We start from the raw sequence: 23,312 nt of genomic DNA, 5'->3' as shown, positions 1-23,312 counted from the left end.
GCGCGGATCCCGTGCCCGGACGCGCGAAGCGCGAGCCGGGACCCAGGAGGCCACAGCACTCGCTGCCAAATGGCCCCGGCTCTGCAGCGCACCGTCGAAGAGACGCTGCGCCGCGTCCGGGGCACGTGAGAGAGCCCGCGCCGGGAGCAGGGGAGCCCTGTCCGCCCCAAGTTCCCGTTGCGCGCGCCCGGCCCGTGCGCTATCCGGCCACAAAGGCCTGAGGCGGCTTCAATTTTCCCGCCCGGCCCAACCCGAGGACGGAAACCGCCATGCCAGCCTATCGCTCCCGCACCACCACCCACGGCCGCAACATGGCGGGTGCCCGCGGCCTCTGGCGCGCGACGGGCATGAAGGATGGCGATTTCGGCAAGCCGATCATCGCGGTCGTCAACTCCTTCACCCAGTTCGTGCCGGGCCACGTCCACCTCAAGGATCTTGGCCAGCTCGTCGCCCGTGAGATCGAGCAGGCCGGCGGCGTTGCCAAGGAGTTCAACACCATCGCGGTCGACGACGGTATCGCCATGGGCCATGACGGCATGCTCTACAGCCTGCCGTCGCGCGAATTGATCGCCGACAGCGTCGAGTACATGGCCAACGCGCACTGCGCCGACGGCCTCGTCTGCATCTCCAACTGCGACAAGATCACCCCCGGCATGCTGATGGCCGCGCTACGGCTCAACATCCCCGCCGTGTTCGTCTCGGGCGGCCCGATGGAAGCCGGCAAGGTCAAGCTGGCCGGCAAGACCAAGGCCGTCGACCTCATCGACGCCATGGTGGCCGCCGCGGACTCCAAGGTCAGCGACGACGACGTCAAGGTGATCGAGCGCTCGGCGTGCCCGACCTGCGGCTCCTGCTCGGGCATGTTCACCGCCAACTCGATGAACTGCCTGACCGAGGCGCTGGGCCTCGCGCTGCCCGGCAACGGCTCGGTGGTCGCGACCCATGCCGACCGCAAGCGTCTGTTCGTCGAGGCCGGCCACACCATCGTCGATCTCGTCCGCCGCTATTACGAGCAGGACGACACATCCGTGCTGCCGCGCAACGTCGCGAATTTCAAGGCGTTCGAGAACGCCATGACGCTGGACATCGCGATGGGCGGCTCGACCAACACCGTGCTGCATCTGCTCGCCGCCGCTCATGAGGGGCAGGTCGCCTTCACCATGAAGGACATCGACCGCCTTTCGCGCCGCGTGCCCGTGCTGTGCAAGGTGGCGCCCTCGGTCGCCGACGTACATGTCGAGGACGTCCATCGCGCCGGCGGCATCATGGGCATCCTCGGCGAGCTCGACCGCGCCGGCCTGATCGACACCTCGGTCTCGACCGTGCACGCGCCGACCATGAACGAGGCGCTGGAGCGCTGGGACATCAAGCGCACCAAGAGCGAGACGGTGCGCACCTTCTATCGCGCCTCGCCCGGCGGCATCCCGACCCAGGTCGCCTTCAGCCAGGAGCGCCGTTACGACGAGCTCGATGCTGATCGCGAGAAGGGCGTCGTGCGCGATCTCGAACATGCCTTCAGCAAGGACGGCGGCCTTGCCGTGCTCTACGGCAACCTTGCGCAGGACGGCTGCATCGTGAAGACCGCCGGCGTCGACGCCTCGATCCTGAAGTTCTCAGGCCCCGCGCGCGTGTTCGAAAGCCAGGACGCGGCAGTGGAAGGCATTCTGGGCGGCAAGGTCGTCGCCGGCGAGGTCGTGGTCATTATCTATGAAGGCCCGCGCGGCGGCCCCGGCATGCAGGAGATGCTGTATCCAACCAGCTACCTGAAATCGATGGGCCTCGGCAAAGCCTGCGCGCTCGTCACCGACGGACGCTTCTCCGGCGGCTCGTCGGGCCTGTCGATCGGCCATCTGTCGCCGGAAGCCGCCGAAGGCGGCAACATCGGCCTGGTCCGCACCGGCGACATCATCGCCATCGACATCCCGAGCCGCAGCATCACGCTGCAAGTCTCCGACGAGGAGCTTGCCAAGCGACGCGCCGAGGAAGAGGCGAAGGGCGATGCCGCCTGGCAGGCGACGGGTCGCAAACGCAACGTCTCCACTGCGCTGCAGGCTTACGCCGCGCTCACCACCAGCGCCGCGCGCGGCGCCGTGCGCGAGGTCAAGCGTCGCTTGAGATAGGCGCCTGATCGGCGGCGCCACGAGGCTGGATCGATTGCTGCGGAGCGAATGCCGATCTCCCACGCAAGCGCAGATGCGCTGTTGCAGGATAGACATGTGGAGCCGCGACGGACATCCGCAAAGAAACGGCCCCCGCCGTCCGGGGCGTGGGCTATTGGGGGTGGAGGCGGGAGCCGTTTGCGAAGTGGGCACCCGACGTGCGGGCTTGCCCGCCAGGCACCTTCAGACTAATGCATTTATCCACATAACGCTATTTAAATTTCATTAATTTTAATTTTATTTATTATTTGGTCGTGCCATCCTAAGAAAAAAATAGCTGAAATCCATTTTTCCAAATCCGGGCGAGGCGGTGGCCGTATTCGAGATCCGTCCGGATCGCCAGTAGCGGAGTTAGCCATGAGTCATTCTCCATCACTCGTGCCGCAAATCGCGACAGACCGCGAGGTCTATCTCGTGCTCGATGACTTCGGCCGGCGGCTCGGCCGCGCCTGGTGCGAGACGGCCGAGGAGGACGCCAATCGCGCGACCCTGCTCAGACATCTCGCGGAGGGGCAATATCTCCATCCGGTACGTATCGTGGCCTTCAATACCGCGGAGGGATGGTCGCGAGATGCCACCGCAGATGTCGCCGACGAGCTTCGCCGCCGTTTTGTCGAACTCGAGGAGACAGATCCCTCGCTGCTGGAATTTTTGGAAAGAGCCGCGAGGCACTGAAGCTCGGCCACCGCACGCGGCTGAACGGCACGTCGCGCGATGATGAGGGTGGTCAATGAGTTCTTACCGGTCGGCCGTGATCGGCCGTTCGCATTAAGGATGCCCCGACGAACTTCGGCAGCCTAGGATTTTGCGGCGTATATTGCTGCGACCTTCGCAAATCCATTTCGGGCAACTGGGGCATCACATAATGTCGCGTACTCTTGCTGTTGTTTTCTCTACCGCCGTCGCCGCGATGTCCATGACGGGCGCAGCCTCCGCCGGCTGCTACAATTGCTACGCGCCGCCGCCGTGCCAGACCTGCTATCAACAGCAATACGTCGCGCCGCAATATCGCACCGTCGATGAGACCGTGATGGTCTCGCCGGGCGCCGTCGTCGCGCATCGCACGCCGGCGCAATACCACACCGTGATGGTGCCGCAGACGGTGATGGTCGCGCCGCCGAGCGTGCAGTACCAGCACATCCCCCCGCAATACGCCACGCGCCAGCGCGTCGAGATGGTCTCGCCGGGCTATTCCTACTACGCCCCGGTGCAGATGAACTGCGCGTCGTGCGGGTACTGAGCCAACGGAAACAAACCGGCCTTGAGCGGCGCTCCACACGGGGCGCCGTTTTCTTTTGCGAGCAGCAAAGCGAGGCCCGGACATGGAGACCAATCCTGCCGGGCCTCGCAACCGGCGACGCCCTGGGAGATGTCGCCAGTGTCCGGGATTGCCGAGACGTCGGCGCGCGGCAGCGCCGAACCTGAGGCCCAAGCTAGAGGAGTAGGCTGACGCTCGCCTGACAGAGGGCGGGCGGATGGGCTTGAGGCGAGGGGGCAACTTCGCGTTGCCTTACGCGGTCGACTGCGTTAAGCGACAGCCATTCCGGACTTGGAAGGGTGGCCGAGTGGTTTAAGGCACCGGTCTTGAAAACCGGCGTGCCCGCAAGGGTACCGTGGGTTCGAATCCCACCCCTTCCGCCAAAAGATCAGTACAATCAATCACTTGACTCGGTTTCATTCGTTCGACGCACAATCGACGTACAATTAGAAATTGGCGCCGGGCTCGTCGTATCAGCCTCCTGAATCAAAAGGCCGCACTGTGTCGCGAGATGGCTGAAGATGCCGATGCAGCAAGCGGCGCAGCTCTGCTTGAGATGGCCGAGAGCTACCAGCAGGCGATCGAAAGGGAAGGGCGGCACTTATCGACACCTGCGACCCGCAATAGCTCGCGCTCGTTCCAAGCCACTAAGAATCGATAATTTGACTCTCGCCAGCGAACGGCGCCGATGGCGACATGCCTCGCCAAGAGCGCCACACACCCACGCATGCAGACGGCCGGCCGCTGAAGACCTTCGTCTGCCAGGGCTGCGGCAGCCGGGGCGCCGACGTGAGGTCTGACTTCGAGAGGGGGAATCCCAAACTTGCGATCACAGGCATGAAAAAGGCCGGCCCGGGAGTCCGGAAATTGAAATTGACCGGAGAACGTCCGGCTCAGATCACGCCCACAATGATTAAAACTCCGATCTCAACCAGTAGGAGCGTACCCGTTGCTGCGGAGATGAAAAACAAATCACCTAGTGACAGGAACTGCATGACTCGCCTCCCAAATTTGCCAAAGAAGCGGCTCCTACATCCGTTGGACGGCATAAGCAGGGGGCAGGGATGATGGAGCCGCTTCCAGGAGGTCCTTGACGCGTGCGTCCGGCGCCAAGCATTCGCATCCTAATCCAAATTTAAATCTCGTCCACCATTTAATTCATTTAATTTATTTTTAATGTTTAATCGGCCGACTTATGGAGCTTGGCCAAGGGGAGCATTGAACGAAGGCCCGCCAGCGTGAACCGGCGGGCCCGCGGAAAGCCCTAGCTCCCGACCATACGTGGGCCTGAAGGCAGTCGGCAACAGCCTGGCTTGCGGCCGACCACGCGCGCTCCACCGTCTCTTTTCGATTGGCGGGTTTGACGTACCGACACCTTCAGCTCTTCGGATTAGCCCCCTTCAGCCTGTCCCACGCAGCCTGGATCGCTCGATCGAACGCCTTGCGGGATTCGGCGCGGTCGGCGCTGAGGACCGTCCAGGATTCGCTGCCGGCGCTCTATTCGGTCGCGTCGCCGAATCTGGGCTTAAACAATCAGCGCTGGAGCAGATGGCTCCGGTTAATCCAGGGCGGCCGTTTTCTGTGTCATAACTTCGTCAGTGACGTGATGACACATCGTTACGACAAATGCCGCTCTGCTGCATTGCCATTCACTACCGAGGGCAGCAGTTGAGACTGGTTCGTAAGCGGTCAATCCTAACAGAGCGGCCGCACCGATCAGCAAATTTGCGATAACGAGCTTACGCGCTTTGCGAGTCCACGTTGGGTTGATCATAGAGGTAGTTCCCCGTCTGGGGACATGCGCTGGGAGAGAGGAGGCTGGCCCTCGTTTGTTTCAGGCCAACTTCGCGGCGCGGGAAAATGGTTTCACGCGGATGGGGCCATAACGAGCGAGCCACAGCCCCTGATTGGCCCATACTGAGGATTGCAACGTTGCGGTGACCAGAAGGCCTGCCACGCTCCTACGGCATCATTTTCGGGAGTTTTCCGAGATCGGCTTATGATCTGAGGATCGATTCGGCAGCATCTCGGTTAGACGAGCATGTGCATCCAGGCGACGACGCGAGCGGTATTGGTCGGCCTTGCTGGCCTACTTGTCTCTGCTTGCGTGAGCTCTGATCACGCCAACTCCAGCTCGACGGTTCGATCCGGCGCACGATGGGCGCGAGACCTTAGTGAACCGCCCCCAAGCCGACCGTCCGCTGATGCAGCAGCAATTCCTGCGACCAAAGCGGATCTTAATGCTGCGCGCGAGAGTGCGTTGCGATAGAACTCTGGAGGCCCCAGGGCTAGTCAGCGCGAATGACGGGCCGGCCGCGGATCTTATCAATTGGGGGGCTTGTCTCTCGGGTTGAGCAGCCCCAATCGTCGTTCAAGCTCTTCCTTTTTTGCCACGAGTCTCGCGGCGAGAATGTCATTGACGACCGTGTGGAGTCGCCACAGCTCTTCGAGAGACATGCTCTCAAACGGCATCCGTTCCATGAATCCCCCCGACTCACGAATTGCCCATAGCTTGCAGCTGGAGGGGCAAATGGCAACTCGGGGTGGGTTGCGCGGAAAGTTACCTACACTGACGGCGCCGCCTTAGTTTATTGGAAGCTGTACGCCCTGACCTTGACCGCGAACGGCGCAACTGGGCTTGCGCCAATCGGTTTCGCAGGACGTCCAATTCGGTAATTCGACATTCGAGAAATGCGACGCGTTGGTGCAGTGCAACAGCGAAATCGAAAGTTTGATCGTAAATACTCATCACGACCTCAACACAAGCAGACTGAAAAACATCTCAACAATCTTAGCATTACGACAGTAGCCGAGCACGATTACAAGGCGAATTTTTATGCAGCGCGAGGGTAGCTCCCCCGCTCCAATTGTGGATCAGAGCGCCGGAGTGCGAGGTCCGCCACCATGAACGCGCGGGCCGCGTTGGGCACACTCGATTGGCTGGCATCCCCGCTTCAGAAACAAACTGCGCCAGTGCCGGCCCGGCAAGGCCGATGGCCCGCCTGTCGCGGAAGAGGCGCCATCCGCGGCAAAGGGACCGCTTCGGGCGTTCTAACGCTCAGCGATCCTCCCACATGATTTGGTTAAGATTGTCCATTCCCCGGCAGGGGAAAATTTGCGTGCTTACGCCTTGATGTCGCTCGCCGTCAGCGTGATGGAGGCGTGGAGCGATGGGACAAAAGGCCCGAATTTTTGAACGTGTACGCGCGTTGCCAGATATCCTGAAAATGCTTCAGGAGCTCGAGGAGCTAAGAGAGAAGGTCCGGCTCGCCGAAGCCGCGCGGGTCCTGCATTAGGTAAGAGGTCAATGACGCCTTTGCCCGTAGTCGCGACGCGCGTGAACTGAGCCTGCTCTCAGGCGACGGCACACGCGCTCCTACATCCACATTTTGGCGGGTACGCCGGCGAAGCAGAAACCTCAGCTCTTCGGATTGGCGCCCTTCAGCGTGTCCCACGCAGCCTGGTTCGCTTGATCGAATGCCTTGCGGGATTCGGCGAGGGCGGCGCTGAGGACCGACCAGGATTCGCTGCCGGCCTGCTTCAGCTTCTGCAGCCGCGCTTCTGCTTCGGACGCATCGGATTTCATCTGCTTGAGCGCGGCATCGACATCGACGGTGCGGGCTGCGGCCACTTTGCCCGCGGCCTCGCGGAATTTGTCCGCCGCTTCTCGCCAGGCCTTGGCCTGTGCCGCCGCGACGTCCTTGAAGGTGGCCTGCTGCTGCTCGAACTGTTTGCCGGCGCCTTCGAAGTAGATCTTCATCTGGGCTTCGAATCCAGCCCATTGCTTTTCCAGGTCGGCCTTGGCGTTGGTCCAGGCGGCTTCACCTGCTTTCGCCTGGGTCTTAAGCATCGCCTGAAATTCGTCACGGCGCTTCGTCAGATCGGACAGGAGCTGATCCGTCTTCACCTTGGACTCGGCCTTGGCCTGGCCGGCTTTGACCTCGAACGAGGCCAATGCGGCATCCATCTCGTCGATCCGCTCCTTGGCCCAATTGAGGTAGAAATGCATGCTGCTCTGCTGTGACATGGCCGTCTCCATCTGCTTGTCGACGTGAGGTTCTCAGAGCTTGGGCCAGCTCGTATTGACCTGTCTCAATGATGGTTGCGGTCTCACGAAACTGAGATTGCGGTGTCGCACCGTGCAGCGCCGCGCCCCGTGCCGGAGCGGCGCCAGAAGCTGATCGGTCTGATCGAGGGCCTTATCTCCGGCCGTCGCCCACGAACCGCATCCCTGAAGTGTGGAACCCCTTGAGTGTTCAGCGCGTTTGACCGCGAAGGCGAATTTGCGAGGTCCACCTGCTTCAGAGTTCATCGACCCTGATCCCCGGCGACACCGTCTGGCGACGGTGCAAGGCGCGGCGCGTGGCGATTCTAAACGATGCTGCCGCATATTTTGCGGCTCTGCGCGCGGTGCTGCTCGAGGCGCAGGATCTCGTCTACATCGTCGGTTGGGATATCCATAGCGAGACCAGGCTGGTCGGAGCCACGGGGCGGGCGGATGACGGCTTGCCCGAACAGCTTGGCCCATTCCTGCGCGCACTCGTCCACCGCCGGCCGGCTTTGCGGATCAACATTCTCGTCTGGGACTTCGTCTCGTTCTACGCCTCCGAACGGGAATGGAATTCCGCGGCAAAATTCACCGCCGACACCGACGGCCGCGTCCGGTTTGAACTGGATTCCACGCTTCCGTTCGGTTCGGCCCAGCACCAGAAGATCGTCTGCATCGACGGTTCACTGGCGTTCGTCGGCGGGCTCGATCTGACGATCAGGCGCTGGGACACGAGCGAGCATTGCGCCGATCAGCCGTTGCGCTGCGATCCCGAGGGCAAGCCATATCCGCCGTTTCATGACGTCCAATGCCTGGTCGACGGGGATGCTGCCGCCTCGCTGTGCGAGCTTGCAGAGGAGCGCTGGCGCGCGGCAGGCCAACAGACGCATGGTCGGCGCGCGCTGAGACATACGCGCTGGCCCTCGCACGTGGTGGTCGAGGCCGAGCATATCCCCGTGGGCATCGCCAGGACCGACGTCGTCTGCCCCATGGGTTCGACCATCAAGGAGGTCGAACGCTCCATGATTGCGGCGATCCGTTCCGCAACGAGCTTCGTTTACATCGAGAACCAGTTTACCAGCGCCACCAAGATCGCGCGTGAACTGGCGGATCAGATGCAGCGCGTGCCTTCGCTTCGGGTTCTGGTAGTCGCGCCAAAACTGCATTCCTCGTGGCTCGAATCCCAGGCCATGCAAAACGGCCGCGGGGCCTTTATCGACTGCTTCAGCGAGCCGGGAGTGGCCGATCGTATCCGCTTCGTCTACCCGGTCTCGCGCAATGGGGACACGGAAGCGGCCGTGATGGTACACAGCAAGCTCATGATCGTGGACGACCGGATCTTGCGGATCGGATCGGCCAATTTGAACAACCGGTCGATGGGCGCCGATAGCGAATGTGACCTGATCTTTGAAGCAGCTTCCGATGAGCATCGGGAGTTCGTCGCTTCAGTCCGCCATCGCCTGATCGCCCATTTCTGCGGCCTCGACGAACGGAGCGTCACGCAAGGCGAGGATCGTCTTTTTGCGCTCCTGGACGAGGTATCGAGAGCTGATCGCGCGAAGGCGCTGCGGGAGGTCGAGTCCTCGGTTTTGACCAGCACTCTGGCCACGATGGTTCAGCCGGTGGCGGACCCTGAGCGGCCGCTTCACCTCGAGCGGGCGGCATCTCGTATGTGGAACACCAAGACCATCATCGGGATCGTGTCGATCGCCGTGGCGCTTTTTGGCCTGGCGATGGCCTGGTCGTACACATCCCTAAGCGATTTTGCCGACACGGGGCGCATCTCGAATTTGCTATCCGCCTATTCCCAGTCCGTCTGGGGGCCGCCATTCGCGATCGCGGCTTTTGTCGTCGGCGGACTGGTGGTGTTTCCGGTGCTCGTGCTCATTGCAGCAACGGCCGCCGCGCTTGGGCCATGGCTGGGTTTCGTCACGGCGACCGCCGGCGTCCTGCTCAGCGCCTTCGTCCTATTCGTGATCGGACGGGCACTCGGACGACAGCGGCTCCAGCAATTGCTTGGACGGCGTGCCGCGCGGATCCAGGGCCGCGTCGTCGGCAAGGGTATTCTGGCTGTCGTCGTCATCCGAATGATCCCCATCGCACCGTTCTCGGTGGTGAATGTCGTGGCGGGTGCGAGCACGCTGCCGCTGCGGGACTTCCTCGTCGGTACGGTGCTGGGCATGACGCCTGGCATCCTTGCCATGGCGGTTCTGGGGGCTCAGATCGCGGATGTCGCCCGCGATGCATCCTGGAGCAGCATCTTGCCGCTCGTGCTGGCGTTCCTCGGCTGGCTCGGCATCTGCGCGGGCGCGCAATTCGTCGCGACCTGGCTTGCCGGGAGGCGCTGATGCGCTTCATGACGTGGAATGTGCATGGCACGTTCAACCTCAATCCGAAGTTCGATCTGGAGGGTGTTTGCTCGATCGTCCGCAAATGGGCTCCTGATGTCGTCGCGCTTCAGGAGGTGGATTCGCGCTCGAGGCCGGACGATCCGTTTGCGAAGCTGGCGAGTGTCGTCGGCGATCACCGCGTTCACGCCAAGTCGATCGTCACTGAGGATGGCGACTACGGTCAGATGCTGCTGAGCCGCTTTCCGTTCTCGGGGGTGCCCGAGATCGTCGACGTGTCGTATCGCGAGCGCGAGCCGCGCAGAGCCATTGCGACCAGCCTGCTGACGCCGGTCGGCGACGTGCGCGTGGTCGCCACCCATCTGGGCCTGAGCATCCACGAGCGCTATGCGCAGGCTCAGGCCCTGGTGAGCCTGGTCAAGCCAGCGAGGACCATCGTCCTCGGCGATTTCAACGATTGGTTTTGGGTCAAATCAGTACGGCGCGTGCTCGCGCAGGTCTGTCCAAACCGTACCCGGCTGCGAACTTTCCCGTCGCGTCTACCCCTGATGCGGCTTGACCGGATCTATGCGACATCCGACAGCCGGATCGGGAAAGTGTGGACCGATGAAGAGGCGAGAGCCTTCTCGGATCATCTGCCGGTCATTGCCGAGATCGAGATCTAGGGGCTTTTAAGGCCAATAGAAAAGCTTTGTTCTACAACAGCATAGCTACTGTGCATGGGGTTGTTTTTCGATATTTTGTTTGAGGCCGCGTACGGGGGGAGGCGAGGGAACTTTTTCCTCACACCCGTGTTATCTCGCCATGACTGAAGACCTTTCCTTCCGACGCAAACCCCTAACCCCCGAGCAGCGCCAGGCGCGCGATGCGACACGCCGGATCGAGGCCGAAAAGGCCATGCGCGACCATGAAGCGGCGCAGAAGGCGTTTTACGCCAACAAGGAGCGGCTCAGAGCCGAACGCCTCGCGCGTGAAGCCTCCGCGAGCAAGGGCTGAGCGAACACCTTCGCCTAACCCGGACATCTCTTGAACCGATCCAGACGCGCCCACCGGCCTTCGTGCCGGTGGGCGCTTTCGTTGTGCCGTGCGACGTGCCAGATGGCTTGACGGCATTCGCCGTCCGGGAGGAAGCTTCGGGCAAACCTGAACCAGCGTGAACCGCGGAGACGTTCGCCTCCAGCCAGTCCCGACCCTCATCAGCGAAAGCGCAATGGAGCTGACCATGACCACGTTCGACAAGCGCGAGCAGGGCTTTGAGGCCAAATTCGTCCACGACGAGGAACTCATGTTCAGGGCCACGGCCCGGTCCAACAAGCTGCTCGGTCTCTGGGCCGCAAGCCGGCTCGGCCTGAACGGCGATGCCGCCGACAACTACGCAACGACGCTGGTGACGGACCATCTGGAAGACAGGACGATGGACGAGGTGCTGGACAAGGTGTCGGGCGATCTTGCCGGCGCAGGCGTCGCGCGTGAGCAGGTCGCGCAGCAGCTCCAGCAGTGCCTGCATCAGGCGCTCGCGCAGCTCGAAGCAGACAGGCAATAGACGGCGCTGATCGGGAGGCGGGGAGTGAGGCGAAGCGGCTTCGGCAGATGGGTCGGCGGGATGACGCTCGCCGGCGCGATCATGATTGGCGCCGGCGCCGCGGAGGTGTCGGCGACACCGCTGACGCCGTTTCGCTACGAGGCGCAGGCGCAGCGTCATTGTCCGCACGACAGAGTGGTCTGGCTCGATTTCAGGAAGGGCGTCTACTATCGCAAAGGTCAGAAGCGGTACGGCCAGGGCTTCAACGGCAGCTTCGTCTGCCAGAACGAGGCCCGCAGCGGCCTCTATCGCCGCTCCCTGCTGGGCCTCCGTTGAGCGGCGCGCGACCCATCCTGAAATTCAAGGCGAGGCTCCGAACGCAGACACTCAATCAAGTGAAGGAGACCGGTAGCGTTGCGCGCTGCGTCGCGGCGGTGCCGCGGTTGGAAAATGCCAAGAAGCGGGGAGCTCAGGCGAAGACCAGTGCCACGAGGCTCGAGCAGAGCAGGACCAAGCCACCGGCGGTCAACGCCAGGAAGCCATCGGATACCAGGTCATGGTTGCGCATGGGACACCTGCCGCTCTCGTCTTCGATGCCCGGTCGGATCGATCAACATTGTCCGAACGCGCCGTCTTGAAAGAAGTGATGCTTGCCGTCCCGCGCGAGTGCCTTCAGGCCCTCGTGCGGTAGCCTTCAAACGCATGGGCCAGGAAGATCCCCGCGCTTACCAGACCCATCAGTGCCGAAACCGTCTCGATCATCGTTAAATTCCAAATCCCGCCCTTGCATCCGAGAGAACGCGTGCGGCCTTGCACAGTCAAAAGAATTCAAGTGAAGCCAGCGACAATGGGGGTGGAGTGAGGATTTGGCGCAACAGAATGTCCATCCGTGGCACAGCGCAGGTGCCATCGCTCCGTAGAACAACGGAAAAATGCGAACGTCCCGTTTACCATCCCGGCGGGATCGCTGCAGGCTCCCCATTTCCGCCGTGTTCGGGTTGCGTTATCGTTACTGCTTCCGAGAGGTGGTGGGCCGCCTCGGAATCAAAGGACCGGACAGGCTGCCCCGTTGTCAAAGCGGGTTGGGCAGACCTCCGACGGAATGGTATTTGGGGCGCATGGGGATCCGACGGTCAGATTCGGTTTTGCGGGCCGCGCGTGGTGTTGCGGCGGTCGCAACCTGCGTTGCGCTTGCCAATTGCGCCTCCTCCAACAAATTCGCCAGCCGCGTCGATCCGAAATACGGCGTGTCGTCGAGCCCCCGGGTTGTGGCTTTCGGGGACCCCGTGCCGAAGGGCGGCGGCACCTACCGCGTCGGCAAGCCCTATGTCGTGGCGGGCAGGACCTACGTGCCGGAGGAGGACGTCAACTATCGCGCCGAGGGCATGGCGTCCTGGTATGGCGACGATTTCCACGGCCGCCTGACCGCCAATGGCGAAGTGTTCGACATGGCCTCGCTCACCGCGGCGCATCCAACCCTGCCGATGCCGTGCTACGCCCGGGTAACCAACATCTCGAACGGCAAGTCGCTGATCGTCCGCGTCAATGACCGCGGGCCTTATCACGGCAACCGCCTCATCGACGTCTCGAACAAGGCCGCCGAACTCCTTGAATTCAAAGGAAATGGTGTCGCCAGGGTCCGCGTCGAATATGTCGGCCGGGCGCCGCTCGAAGGCTCCGACGACCGCCAGCTCATGGCAACCCTGCGCACCGGCGTTCCGGCACCGTCGCCCTCGATGGTCCGGGTCGCCTCGGCAAGGCCCTTCGTGCCGGAATTGCCGGGATCGAGCCGCGGTGCCATTCGCGGCGACGTGCCGATGCCGGAGGGGCGGCCCTATAATCTCGGCAACACTTCGGCCGACATGGCCTCGCTCAATGCGACCTCGGAAATGTCGGCGTCGAGCCGCAGCCGGGGCCGGGCGCTCCAGAACGCCCGCGCGGTGTCCTATGACGAGGACGGCCGCTATGCAGCCGAGAGCACATCTTCCTCGGCCAGTGGCGCCGCCGAGGCCCGCAGCATCCTGAGCGGCCGCGGGCTCTACTAGGCCGCGCTGGCCTTCAGGAATTGTACCAGCGCCGCGTTCACCTCGTCGGGCCGCTCCTGCTGCACCCAATGGCCGGCCCCCTCGAGGATCAGCTTTTGCTTCAGATTGGGCAGCACGCGATCGAGCTCGTTGACGCGCTTGGCGCCGATCAGGCCGGTTATGACGGCGTCCTTGGAGCCTGCGATGAACAGCGAGGGCTGATGGATCTGCGCGTCCTGCCAGGGCGCGGTCAGCTCCCAATTGCGGTCGATGTTGCGGTACCAGTTCAGCCCGCCGCGAAAGCCGGACTTGCGGAAGCTTTCGGTGAAATAGGCCAGATCAGCCTCGCTGAGCCAGCCGGGCAACGGTTCCTCGGCGGCCGCGTGACTGAGAAAGCCCTTGCCCTCCTGCACGAACATGGCGGCTGTGGGATCTGCAAGGCCACGTCCCCCGAGCACGATGCGCATGGTGCGCGCGACGTCGCGCTCCAGCTCGGCCTCGGCGACGCCGGGGGCCTGGAAATACTGCCAGTAGAAATTGGTGACGCCGCCCTGGCGCAGCAGGTCGAGCGGCTTGCCGCGGCCGCGGAACGGTGGCGGCACGCTCAGCCCCGCGACCGCCGTGAAGATGTCAGGCCGGAACAGTGCCGCGTGCCAGGCGACCGGCGCGCCCCAATCGTGGCCGACCACCATCGCCTTGGTCTCGCCGAGCGCCTGCACCAGGCCGACCACGTCGCCGACCGTGTCGAAGATCGAATAGGCATTCAGGTCAGGCGGCGCCGCGCTCTGGCCGTAGCCGCGCATGTCGGGGGCGACGACGTGAAACCCGGCCGCGGCGAGCGCGGGGATCTGGTGGCGCCAGGAATAGGACAGCTCCGGCCAGCCATGGCACAGCACCACCAGCGGACCCTGGCCGGCTTCGCGGATGAAGAGATCGATGCCGTTGGCCTTGATCACGCGGGTGGAAGACATCGCTTTTCCGCCTTGTTTCAGGGGTTTGGTCGAAAAACATAAGGCGCCACGATAGGGGCGCGGCGAGAATCGTGCAATCTCAGGGACAGACATCGAACCGCGTGTTGTTCGCATCTGTTCCAACTGTTAGAACGCCTCTCTCAGGGCTTCGCCATGGCATTTCGTCTTCCTTTGCTTCGTCGCAACTGGCTCACCGCCGGAACGCTGGCACGCGGGCTGGTCGCTGCGGTTCTGGTTGTGGGCATTGGTTGGAGCGGGGCGCTTCTGGCCGCCAACCAGAGCATCCAGGGCGCCAAGAAGACGGACGATGCCGGCTTCGACGGCGATGCCCCGACCGCGATCCTGATGGAAGCCTCCAGCGGCAGCGTGCTGTTCGAGAAGAGCGCCGACGAGTTGCGCGCGCCCTCCAGCATGATGAAGCTGATGACGGCGGAGGTCGTCTTCAACGCCATCAAGAAGGGCGACATCAAGCTGACCGACGAGTACCGGATCAGCGAGAACGCCTGGCGCCGCGGCGGCGCGCCCTCGGGCGGCTCGACCATGTTCGCCGCGATCAACAGCAAGGTCTCGGTCGACGATCTCCTGCACGGCGCGATCATCCAGAGCGGCAACGACGCCTGCATCGCGCTTGCCGAGGCCATGGCGGGCAACGAGAAGATCTTCGCCGCCGACTTCATGACCAAGCGCGCCCGCGAGCTTGGCATGACCAAGTCGACCTTCGGCAATTCCAATGGGCTGCCCGATCCCGCCAACAAGATGACGGTGCGTGAGCTCGGCATTCTCGCCCGGCACATCATCCTGGACTTCCCGGAGTTCTACAAACTGTTCGGCGAGAAGGAGTACACCTGGAACAAGATCCGTCAGCCCAATCGCAACCCGCTGCTCAATTCGATGGAGGGCGCCGACGGCCTCAAGACCGGCTACACCAAGGAAGGCGGCTACGGCATGGTCGGCTCGGCGGTGCAGAACGGCACCCGGCTGATCGTCGTCGTCAACGGGTTGGAAGACCCCGAGGATCGCGCCACGGAAGCCAAGAAGATGCTGGAATGGGGGTTCCGCAATTTCGAGACCCGCACGCTGATCGCGGCCGACCAGCCTGTCGGTTACGCCAAGGTGTTCGGCGGCGAGAGCCGCTCGGTCAGGCTCGTCGCCAAGACTCCGGTGAAGGTGATGGTGCACAAGAACGGTAGCGACAAGCTGATTGCGCGCGTAGTCTATAACGGCCCGGTGCGGGCGCCGGTCGAGGCCGGCCAGAAGGTCGGCGTGGTCAGGGTCTGGCGCAGCGGCAACATCGCGGTGGAGACGCCGGTCTATGCGGCCGAAGCGATCGGCACCGGCTCGACTGTGCGACGCGCGATCGACGGCGCCAGCGAGCTCGTGATCGGCATGTTCCGCGCAGGCGCCGAGAAGCTCTGATCATGAGTGAGAGCGCGCTACAGCGGCCGTCCGGACGCGGACGCTTCATCACCTTTGAAGGCGGCGAGGGCACGGGCAAGTCGACCCAGATCAAGAAGCTCGCCGACCGCCTCAAGGCGGCCAAGCTCCGCATCCGCGTCACCCGAGAGCCGGGCGGCTCGCCGGGCGCCGAGATCATGCGCCATCTGGTGCTGTCGGGCATGGGCAAGCTGCTCGGTCCCGAGGCGGAGACGCTGCTGTTTGCCGCCGCGCGCGATGATCATGTCCGCACCGTGATCCTGCCAGCGCTCAACCAGGGCACCTGGGTGCTGTGCGACCGGTTCGCGGATTCGACGCGGGCCTATCAGGGCAGCCTCGGCCGCGTGCCTGAAGGCCTGATCAACGCGATGCAGCGGGTCACGATCGGCGACCTCAAACCGGACCTCACCATCATCCTCGACCTGCCGGTCGAGATCGGCCTGCAGCGCGCCGCCTCGCGCCGCGGCAACGGCACGCCCGACCGGTTCGAGAGCGAGCAGCTCAGCTTTCACCAGAGCCTGCGCGAGGCCTATCGCAAGATCGCTGCGGACGATCCGGCGCGCTGCGTGCTGATCGACGCCAATTCCGACCCTGATACGGTCGCGGCCCGAGTCTGGGCGGCGCTGCGCGATCGTCTCCTGCCGACACCAGCCTCGGTGGTTTCCGCATGAGCCGGCGTCAGACCGAGCGCGAAAGCGCCATTCCGCATCCGCGCGAGACATCGAGGCTGTTCGGCCATCGCGAGGCCGAGGCGGCGTTGCTGACGGCCTATCGGAGCGGGCGGATTCCGCATGCCTGGCTGATCGGCGGGCCGCAAGGGATCGGCAAGGCGACGCTGGCCTACCGCATGGCGCGCTTCGTGCTCGCTCATGGCCAGCCGCTGGCGCCCGCCGTGCAGAGCGCCCAAGACCTTGCGATCGATCCGGATGACGCCGTGGCGCGACAGGTGGCGGCCTGCTCGCATGGCGGCCTCTTGACGCTGGAGCGTACCGCCAACGACCGCGGCGTGATGCGTACCGTGATCACGGTGGATGAGACGCGCGAGACGATCGGCTTCTTCGGCTCGACCGCGGCGGTCGAAGGCTGGCGTGTCTGCATCGTCGACACCGTCGACGAGCTCAATCCGAACGCGGCCAACGCGCTGCTGAAGATCCTCGAGGAGCCGCCGCAGCAATCGCTATTCCTCCTGGTGAGCCATGCGCCCGCACGCGTGCTCGCCACGATCCAGTCGCGCTGCCGCAAGCTGCGCCTGCGGCCGCTGGCCACGGATGATGTGATCGGGGCTGCGGCTGCGGCCGCCGAGCTCGATCCGGACGATCCTGCGCTACGCGAGGCGGCGGAGGCCTCCGAGGGCAGCGTTGCACGGGCCCTGACACTGCTCGGCGGTGATGCGCTGAAGCTCCAGCAGCGCACGGCCGCGCTGCTTGCGCGCCTGCCACAGGTCGATCCGCGCGAGTTGCACACGCTCGGCGATTCGCTCGGCGCCAGCGACCGCGTCGCGCTCGCCGCCTTCATCGACGGAATCGATCGCTGGATCGCGGAACGGCTGCATGCGGACGAGGCCAATGCCAACCAGAACCTGCCGCGCCTTGCGCGCTTAAGCGAGGTATGGGAAAAGATCGTTCGCGCCGCGCGCGACACCGAAACCTACAATCTGGAGCGCAAGCCCTTGGTTTTCTCGGTGTTCGGCTGGCTGGCGGACGCAACGCGCTAGAGCATGATCCGGAAAGGTGCGCAGCGGTTTTCCGAAAGGGTCATGCGCAGACAACGACCTGACGCAGGTTCGTTTCCAAAATTTTGAGAAGCCGGTAAAGGAATTCGTCGTGGCAACGCGAGCTAAGAAAACCGCTAAAGGCAAGGGCCGCAAGAAGGCTGCGAAGAAGGCCGCAAAGACGGCTGTGAAGGCGCGTGCGCGCAAAGCTGCCAAGAACGTCAAGAAGGCCGCGAAGTCGAAGAAGACTGCCGCCAAGAAGGGCGTGAAGAAGAGCGCCGCGAAGACGACAAAGAAGGTCGGCAAGAAGGCCGCGAAGAAGCAGGTCGTCGCCAAGAAGGCGGTGAAGAAAGCGACCAAGAAGCCAGCCAAAAAACCAACCAAGAAGCCAACCACGATTCCGGCGAAGAAGGTGGCCGAGAAGGTCAGGGTAACACCGCCAGCTGCGATCGCGGCGCCGGCTCCCGTCGTTGCGCCGCCGAAAGCTGCGAAGCCGAAGGCACCGCGCGCGCCGAAGGCCCCCGCAGCTCCGCAAGCTCCGGCGCCCGTAGCTGCACCAAAGGCTGCAGCGCCCGTTGCCGCCCCCGCGCGCGACAACGTCTTCTACATCACGACCGCGATCGCCTATCCCAACGGCAGCCCGCATATCGGCCACGCCTATGAGGCGATTGCGACCGACGCGCTGGCGCGCTTTGCGCGGCTCGACGGCAAGGACGTGTTCTTCCTGACCGGGACCGACGAGCACGGCCAGAAAATGGTCCAGACCGCGGCCGGTGAGAACATGTCCGTCTCCGCGCTCGCCAGCCGCAATGCCGGCCGCTTCAAGGAGATGGACGAGCGTCTGAACGTGTCGTTCGACCGCTTCATCCGCACCACCGAGGAGCAGCATCATCGCTCCAGCCAGGAGATCTGGCGGCGCATGGAGGCGAACGGCGACATCTATGCCGACACCTATGCCGGCTGGTATTCGGTGCGCGACGAGGCCTATTACGCCGAGGACGAGACGCGCCTGAACGATGACGGCGTGCGGTTAGGACCGCAGGGCACGCCGGTCGAATGGGTCGAGGAGAAGAGCTACTTCTTCCGCCTGTCGGCCTATCAGGACAAGCTGCTCAAGCTGTACACGGACCACCCCGATTTCATCGGCCCGGATTCGCGCCGCAACGAAGTAATGAGTTTCGTCAAGGGCGGTCTCCGCGATCTCTCGATCTCACGCACGACGTTCGACTGGGGGGTGAAGGTGCCCGGCGACGAAGAGCACGTAATGTATGTCTGGGTCGACGCGCTGACCAACTACATCACCGGCGTCGGCTTCCCCGATGAGAGCGACAAGAACTGGCGTTACTGGCCGGCCGACGTGCACATCATCGGCAAGGACATCATCCGTTTCCACGCGGTCTACTGGCCGGCGTTCCTGCTGTCGGCCGGAATCCCGCTGCCGAAGCGGGTCTATGCCCACGGCTTCCTGTTCAACAGGGGCGAGAAGATGTCGAAGTCGGTCGGCAACGTCGTCGATCCCTTCAACCTCGCCGACCAGTATGGCGTCGACCAGATGCGCTATTTCTTCCTGCGCGAGGTGCCGTTCGGACAGGACGGCAATTACAACCACGAAGCCATCGTCGCGCGCATCAACGCGGACCTCGCCAACGATCTCGGTAACCTGGCGCAACGCTCGCTGTCGATGATCGCCAAGCAGCTTGGCGGCGTGCTGCCCGAGCCCAGCGAGTTCAGCGACAACGACAAGGCGATCCTGTCGATGGCCGACGGCATGGTAGCCGCGTCACGCGAGGCCATGGCGACGCAGCAGATCCATCAATGGCTCAACGCCGTCTGGGCCGTGGTCGCGGAGGCCAACCGCTATTTCGCGGGCGAGGCGCCGTGGGCGCTCGCCAAGACCGATCCGGCCAGGCAGAAGACGGTGCTCTACGTCACCTCCGAGGTCGTGCGCCAGATCGCGATCCTGGCTCAGCCCGCGATGCCGGCGGCTTCTAGCAAGCTGCTCGACAGCCTCGGCATCCCCGAGGACGAGCGCAGCTTCGGCATGCTCGGCGGGGCTAAACGCATCGCGCCCGGCTCGACGCTGCCGGCTCCGACGCCGGCGTTCCCGCGCTACATTGAGCCGGCGGCTTAGAGGCATTCGCCGATGCTGATCGACAGCCATTGCCATCTGGATTTTCCGGACTTTGCGGAAGATCTCGACGGAATCGTATCGCGGGCACGCGCGGCCGGGATCGGGCGCATGGTCACGATCTCGACTCGGGTTCGAAAGCTGAATCAGCTTCTCGCCATCGCCGAACGCTATGACGACGTCTATTGCTCGGTCGGCACCCATCCGCACCATGCGGATGAGGAGGACGGTATCGCATCGGGCGAACTGATTGCGTTGACGCAGCATCCCAAAGTCGTTGCGCTCGGCGAGGCCGGGCTCGACTATTTCTACGACAACGGCTCGCCAGAGGCGCAGGCGAGGGGCTTTCGCGCCCACATCGCCGCCGCTCGCGCCACCGGCCTGCCGCTCGTGATCCACACCCGCGAAGCCGACGAAGACTGCGCCCGCATCCTGGAAGACGAGGCGGCACGCGGATCGTTTCGCGCCGTGCTGCATTGCTATACAGGCGGGCGCGAACTGGCGCTGAAGGCGGTATCGCTCGGGCTCTATATTGGTTTCACGGGAATCCTGACCTTCAAGAAGTCGGAGACCTTGCGCGCGCTTGCCGCCGAACTGCCGTCGGACCGCATCCTGGTCGAAACCGACTCGCCCTATCTTGCGCCGGGCAAGTTCCGCGGCAAACGCAACGAGCCCGCTTATGTGGTCGAGGTCGCAAAGGTGCTGGCCGAGACGCGCGGTGTGTCGTTTGACGAGATCTCGCGTCAAACCAGCGAAAACTTCTTCCGCCTGTTCTCGAAAGTGAAAGCTTGAAATTGGGAGCCGCATGACGCTGACGCTGACGATCCTGGGCTGCGGCTCCTCCGCCGGCGTGCCGCGCCCGGCGCTCGGCTGGGGCGCCTGCGATCCCAACAATCCCAAGAACCGCCGTCGCCGCTGCTCGCTGCTGGTCGAACGGACCTCCGAGCACGGCACCACGCGCATCGTGATCGACACCTCGCCGGACTTGCGCGAGCAATTGCTCTCGACCAATGTCGATCACATCGACGCGGTGTTCCTGACGCATGAGCACGCCGATCAGACCCACGGCATGGACGATTTGCGTCCGGTCGTGATGCACATGCGCCGCCGCATCCCGGCCTATTTCAACCAGTCGACCGCCAAGGACATCCTGTCGCGGTTCTCCTATTGCTTCATCTCGCCGGAGGGCAGCGACTATCCGCCGATCCTGACGCGGCATTCAATCGAGGCGGGCGAAAGCCAGACCATCCTGGGGAAGGGGGGCGCGGTGACGATGACGGCCTTTCTGGTGCAGCATGGCAACATTCCCGCACTCGGCTATCGCATCGGGGATGCAGCCTACACACCCGACCTCAACGACATCCCGCGCGAGAGCTGGGGCGCGCTGGAAAATCTGGACCTCTGGATCGTCGACGGCCTGCGCTACACCAGCCATGTCAGCCATTTCAGCATCAACGACGCGCTGTCCTGGATCGAACGGTTCAAGCCGAAGCGTGCGGTCATCACCAACATGACCGCCGACGTCGATTACGAGGTGATCCGGCAATCGCTGCCCGCGGGCGTCGTGCCCGCCTTTGACGGGCTGCGCCTGGAGACGCATTGAACCTGCGGTGGAAATTCCGCCGCGGGCAGGCATAGTCCTTGCTTGCATCGGCTGCATCATGTTGATCTAACGTCTGAAAGACAGGGCGTTGGCCAAGGGCGATATTGAGCCAGGATCTGCGACGAGCGATTTGTGAACGTCGGGGTCGGCTGAATCGCCTCGTGCGATGATGGGGATGGTGTGGCAGGGGACGACGTAACGGCTGGGGGATTGCTGCGCCGCGCGCTCGATCTCCTTTATCTCGGGGCAGGCTACGCCGCCGGCATCTTCCTGGTTGCGATCTTTGCAATCATGATGGTCATGTCGGTCGGGCGCCAATTTGCGATCAACATTCCCGCCGGCGATGATTTCGCGTCCTGGTGCATGGCCGCGATGGCTTTCCTAGGCCTTGCCCATACCTTCAAGCGGGGAGAGATGATCCGCGTCGGCCTGCTGCTGGAACGGCTGCACGGGCGGACCAAGCAGATCGCTGAGATCGTGGCGCTGGGTATCGCCACCGCCTTCATCCTCTATTTTACCCGATATGCCGTGCAGATGACCTATGATTCCTGGCGCTTCAACGATGTGGCGCAGGGCGTGGTCGCGCTTCCGCTCTGGATTCCCCAGCTCAGTTTCGCCGGCGGTCTTGCGATCTTGTCGATCGCGCTCATCGACGAGATGGTCAACGTCGTCGTCGGCAACCGGCCGAGCTACGAGCTGGGCTCGCCGGACGAAACGCCGGACGAATTCATCGAGCGCATCTCGCAGGGCGGCGGAGGTTGACCATGGCCAATCTCGGCATGATCGAGCTCTCCTTCATCCTGCTCGGCGTCATGATCCTGCTGCTTGGCAGCGGGATCTGGATCGCGGTCTCGCTCGGTCTCGTCGGCTTCGTGGCGATGGCGCTGACGACCAGCCTGCCGCTCGGCGCAGTGCTTGCGACCACCACGTGGAGTGCAAGCGCGTCCTGGACGCTGGCCGCATTGCCGCTGTTCATCTGGATGGGCGAAATCCTCTTCCGCACCAAATTGTCGGAAGAAATGTTCCGGGGATTGTCGCCCTGGGTCCAGTGGCTTCCCGGGCGCCTGACCCATGTCAACGTGATCGGCTGCGGTATCTTCGCGGCGGTGTCGGGTTCTTCGGCCGCGACCTGTGCGACGATCGGCAAGATCGCGCTGCCCGAACTCGACAAGCGCGGCTACGACAAAGGCCTGAGCCTCGGATCGCTCGCAGGATCGGGCACCCTCGGCCTGCTGATCCCACCCTCGATCCCGATGGTGGTCTACGCGGTCACGGCGAATGTCTCCGTGCTGCAGGTGTTCCTCGGGGGATTCCTGCCTGGCGTGCTCGTGATGGTGCTCTATTCCGGCTACATCATCATCTGGTCGCTGCTAAATCCCAGCAAGGTTCCTCCGCGCGATCCGCCGATGCCGTTTCGCCAAAAGCTGCGGGAGTCCGCCAAGCTCGTGCCGTGCCTGCTGCTGATCTTCGCGGTCTTCCTCTCGCTCGTGCTCGGCTTTGCGACCGCAACCGAATGCGCGGCCTGGGGTGTCACCGGCGCATTGCTGCTGGCCTGGTGGAGCGGCACGCTCACGCGCAAGAATTTTCTCGAGAGCATCATGAGCGCCACGCGCCTGACCTGCATGATCATGCTGATCCTGGCAGGCGCGGCCTACACCACGGCCGCAATGGCCTATACGGGCATTCCGGCCGCACTCGCCACTTGGGTTCAGGGGCAACAGCTCACACCGGGGATGCTCGCGCTTTATCTCAGCGTCATGTACATCATCCTGGGATGCCTGATCGACGGAATCTCGATGATCGTCCTGACCGCCGTCATCGTGCTGCCGATGGTCAAGCAGGCCGGGCTCGATCTGGTCTGGTTCGGCGTCTATCTCATCATCCATGTCGAGATGGCGCAGATCACCCCGCCGGTCGGCTTCAATCTGTTCGTGCTCCAGAACATGAGCGGACGCGACACGTTCACCGTCGCGCGGGCGGCCTTCCCGTTCTTCGTTCTGCTGCTCGCCTCCGTGTTCATCATCACGGAATATCCTGAGATCGTGATGTTCCTGCCCAAGCTCGCTTTCCCAGACTGACAAGCCACGCTTTCAATTTGACCGGGAG

Annotated in this window: 19 protein-coding genes and 1 tRNA gene; 18 read left to right on the top strand and 2 right to left on the bottom strand. The window is 63.4% G+C overall.

What is annotated here, in order from left to right; all coding sequences use genetic code 11:
• Positions 1-269 precede the first annotated feature (269 nt).
• The 4 genes from ilvD (at position 270) to UNPA324_RS04320 (ending at position 3,800) form a co-directional block, all read left to right on the top strand.
• On the top strand, positions 270-2,120 hold the full coding sequence (gene ilvD, locus UNPA324_RS04335) for a dihydroxy-acid dehydratase (protein ID WP_128921762.1): 1,851 nt from the start codon (positions 270-272) through the stop codon (positions 2,118-2,120).
• A 396-nt stretch (positions 2,121-2,516) separates the two neighbouring features.
• Positions 2,517-2,834, top strand: coding sequence for a hypothetical protein (locus tag UNPA324_RS04330; protein ID WP_128921763.1), 318 nt, complete (start codon positions 2,517-2,519; stop codon positions 2,832-2,834).
• Positions 2,835-3,075: 241 nt separating this feature from the next.
• On the top strand, positions 3,076-3,399 hold the full coding sequence (locus UNPA324_RS04325) for a hypothetical protein (protein ID WP_141933682.1): 324 nt from the start codon (positions 3,076-3,078) through the stop codon (positions 3,397-3,399).
• A 311-nt stretch (positions 3,400-3,710) separates the two neighbouring features.
• Positions 3,711-3,800, top strand: a tRNA-Ser gene (locus tag UNPA324_RS04320).
• A 3,035-nt stretch (positions 3,801-6,835) separates the two neighbouring features.
• On the opposite strand, the gene UNPA324_RS04310 is transcribed toward UNPA324_RS04320, so the two are convergent.
• Entirely contained in the window at positions 6,836-7,444 is a 609-nt protein-coding gene (locus UNPA324_RS04310; protein WP_141933678.1) for a sll1863 family stress response protein, read from the bottom strand.
• A 383-nt stretch (positions 7,445-7,827) separates the two neighbouring features.
• On the opposite strand from UNPA324_RS04310, the gene UNPA324_RS04305 reads away from it, so the two are divergent.
• From UNPA324_RS04305 to UNPA324_RS04275, 6 genes are all read left to right on the top strand, one after another.
• Positions 7,828-9,813, top strand: a complete 1,986-nt coding sequence (locus UNPA324_RS04305) for a VTT domain-containing protein (protein WP_246667113.1) — start codon at positions 7,828-7,830, stop codon at positions 9,811-9,813.
• On the top strand, positions 9,813-10,478 hold the full coding sequence (locus tag UNPA324_RS04300; RefSeq protein WP_141933674.1) for an endonuclease/exonuclease/phosphatase family protein: 666 nt from the start codon (positions 9,813-9,815) through the stop codon (positions 10,476-10,478). The genes UNPA324_RS04305 and UNPA324_RS04300 overlap by 1 nt, the downstream gene beginning before the upstream one ends.
• A gap of 139 nt (positions 10,479-10,617) precedes the next feature.
• Positions 10,618-10,809: a hypothetical protein gene (locus UNPA324_RS04295; RefSeq protein ID WP_128921768.1), complete on the top strand. Its 192-nt coding sequence runs from the start codon at positions 10,618-10,620 to the stop codon at positions 10,807-10,809.
• 226 nt (positions 10,810-11,035) lie between these two features.
• On the top strand, positions 11,036-11,356 hold the full coding sequence (locus UNPA324_RS04290) for a DUF1476 domain-containing protein (RefSeq protein WP_164936550.1): 321 nt from the start codon (positions 11,036-11,038) through the stop codon (positions 11,354-11,356).
• 24 nt (positions 11,357-11,380) lie between these two features.
• Complete coding sequence (locus UNPA324_RS04285) at positions 11,381-11,671, top strand: hypothetical protein (RefSeq protein WP_128921770.1); 291 nt, start codon at positions 11,381-11,383, stop codon at positions 11,669-11,671.
• A gap of 782 nt (positions 11,672-12,453) precedes the next feature.
• The gene (locus tag UNPA324_RS04275; RefSeq protein ID WP_128921771.1) at positions 12,454-13,380 is read left to right on the top strand and encodes a septal ring lytic transglycosylase RlpA family protein; all 927 of its coding nucleotides are present in this window, start codon (positions 12,454-12,456) and stop codon (positions 13,378-13,380) included.
• Here the strand turns inward: UNPA324_RS04275 and UNPA324_RS04270 are convergent.
• A complete protein-coding gene (locus UNPA324_RS04270; RefSeq protein WP_141933672.1) occupies positions 13,377-14,330 on the bottom strand; it encodes an alpha/beta fold hydrolase in 954 nt (317 codons plus the stop codon). The two genes, UNPA324_RS04275 and UNPA324_RS04270, sit on opposite strands and share 4 nt — an antisense overlap.
• A 153-nt stretch (positions 14,331-14,483) precedes the next feature.
• Between UNPA324_RS04270 and UNPA324_RS04265 the strand changes: the two genes are divergently transcribed.
• The 8 genes from UNPA324_RS04265 to UNPA324_RS04230 all read left to right on the top strand — a co-directional run bounded on the left by UNPA324_RS04265 (position 14,484) and on the right by UNPA324_RS04230 (position 23,284).
• Positions 14,484-15,746, top strand: a complete 1,263-nt coding sequence (locus UNPA324_RS04265) for a D-alanyl-D-alanine carboxypeptidase family protein (protein ID WP_181769288.1) — start codon at positions 14,484-14,486, stop codon at positions 15,744-15,746.
• A gap of 2 nt (positions 15,747-15,748) precedes the next feature.
• Complete coding sequence (tmk, locus tag UNPA324_RS04260) at positions 15,749-16,435, top strand: dTMP kinase (RefSeq protein ID WP_128921773.1); 687 nt, start codon at positions 15,749-15,751, stop codon at positions 16,433-16,435.
• The gene (locus tag UNPA324_RS04255; protein ID WP_128921774.1) at positions 16,432-17,478 is read left to right on the top strand and encodes a DNA polymerase III subunit delta'; all 1,047 of its coding nucleotides are present in this window, start codon (positions 16,432-16,434) and stop codon (positions 17,476-17,478) included. The genes tmk and UNPA324_RS04255 overlap by 4 nt, the downstream gene beginning before the upstream one ends.
• Before the next feature lie 109 nt (positions 17,479-17,587).
• Positions 17,588-19,606 carry a methionine--tRNA ligase gene (metG, locus tag UNPA324_RS04250; protein ID WP_141933669.1) on the top strand — a complete coding sequence of 673 codons (2,019 nt, stop codon included), beginning with the start codon at positions 17,588-17,590 and terminating at the stop codon, positions 19,604-19,606.
• A gap of 12 nt (positions 19,607-19,618) precedes the next feature.
• The gene (locus tag UNPA324_RS04245; protein ID WP_141933667.1) at positions 19,619-20,395 is read left to right on the top strand and encodes a TatD family hydrolase; all 777 of its coding nucleotides are present in this window, start codon (positions 19,619-19,621) and stop codon (positions 20,393-20,395) included.
• A 13-nt stretch (positions 20,396-20,408) separates the two neighbouring features.
• On the top strand, positions 20,409-21,206 hold the full coding sequence (locus tag UNPA324_RS04240) for an MBL fold metallo-hydrolase (RefSeq protein ID WP_141933665.1): 798 nt from the start codon (positions 20,409-20,411) through the stop codon (positions 21,204-21,206).
• A 180-nt stretch (positions 21,207-21,386) separates the two neighbouring features.
• Positions 21,387-21,968 carry a TRAP transporter small permease gene (locus tag UNPA324_RS04235; RefSeq protein ID WP_141933663.1) on the top strand — a complete coding sequence of 194 codons (582 nt, stop codon included), beginning with the start codon at positions 21,387-21,389 and terminating at the stop codon, positions 21,966-21,968.
• A 2-nt stretch (positions 21,969-21,970) separates the two neighbouring features.
• Positions 21,971-23,284, top strand: coding sequence for a TRAP transporter large permease (locus UNPA324_RS04230; RefSeq protein WP_141933662.1), 1,314 nt, complete (start codon positions 21,971-21,973; stop codon positions 23,282-23,284).
• Positions 23,285-23,312 lie beyond the last annotated feature (28 nt).

The organism is Bradyrhizobium sp. UNPA324 (assembly GCF_006658635.1).
In the GTDB taxonomy this organism is placed as follows: Bacteria; Pseudomonadota; Alphaproteobacteria; order Rhizobiales; family Xanthobacteraceae; genus Bradyrhizobium; species Bradyrhizobium nanningense.
Note: the sequence above shows the minus strand (reverse complement) of the source record. Positions and strands in the feature narration are given on the sequence as shown.

Coding starts and splice junctions, on each gene's coding strand:
- ilvD (WP_128921762.1), top strand. CDS start 270: ATGCCAGCCTATCGCTCCCGCACCACCACCCACGGCCGCAACATGGCG.
- UNPA324_RS04265 (WP_181769288.1), top strand. CDS start 14,484: ATGGCATTTCGTCTTCCTTTGCTTCGTCGCAACTGGCTCACCGCCGGA.
- UNPA324_RS04290 (WP_164936550.1), top strand. CDS start 11,036: ATGACCACGTTCGACAAGCGCGAGCAGGGCTTTGAGGCCAAATTCGTC.
- UNPA324_RS04270 (WP_141933672.1), bottom strand. CDS start 14,330: ATGTCTTCCACCCGCGTGATCAAGGCCAACGGCATCGATCTCTTCATC.
- UNPA324_RS04275 (WP_128921771.1), top strand. CDS start 12,454: ATGGGGATCCGACGGTCAGATTCGGTTTTGCGGGCCGCGCGTGGTGTT.
- UNPA324_RS04255 (WP_128921774.1), top strand. CDS start 16,432: ATGAGCCGGCGTCAGACCGAGCGCGAAAGCGCCATTCCGCATCCGCGC.
- UNPA324_RS04325 (WP_141933682.1), top strand. CDS start 3,076: ATGACGGGCGCAGCCTCCGCCGGCTGCTACAATTGCTACGCGCCGCCG.
- UNPA324_RS04310 (WP_141933678.1), bottom strand. CDS start 7,444: ATGTCACAGCAGAGCAGCATGCATTTCTACCTCAATTGGGCCAAGGAG.
- UNPA324_RS04330 (WP_128921763.1), top strand. CDS start 2,517: ATGAGTCATTCTCCATCACTCGTGCCGCAAATCGCGACAGACCGCGAG.
- UNPA324_RS04230 (WP_141933662.1), top strand. CDS start 21,971: ATGGCCAATCTCGGCATGATCGAGCTCTCCTTCATCCTGCTCGGCGTC.
- UNPA324_RS04245 (WP_141933667.1), top strand. CDS start 19,619: ATGCTGATCGACAGCCATTGCCATCTGGATTTTCCGGACTTTGCGGAA.
- UNPA324_RS04295 (WP_128921768.1), top strand. CDS start 10,618: ATGACTGAAGACCTTTCCTTCCGACGCAAACCCCTAACCCCCGAGCAG.
- UNPA324_RS04300 (WP_141933674.1), top strand. CDS start 9,813: ATGCGCTTCATGACGTGGAATGTGCATGGCACGTTCAACCTCAATCCG.
- UNPA324_RS04240 (WP_141933665.1), top strand. CDS start 20,409: ATGACGCTGACGCTGACGATCCTGGGCTGCGGCTCCTCCGCCGGCGTG.
- tmk (WP_128921773.1), top strand. CDS start 15,749: ATGAGTGAGAGCGCGCTACAGCGGCCGTCCGGACGCGGACGCTTCATC.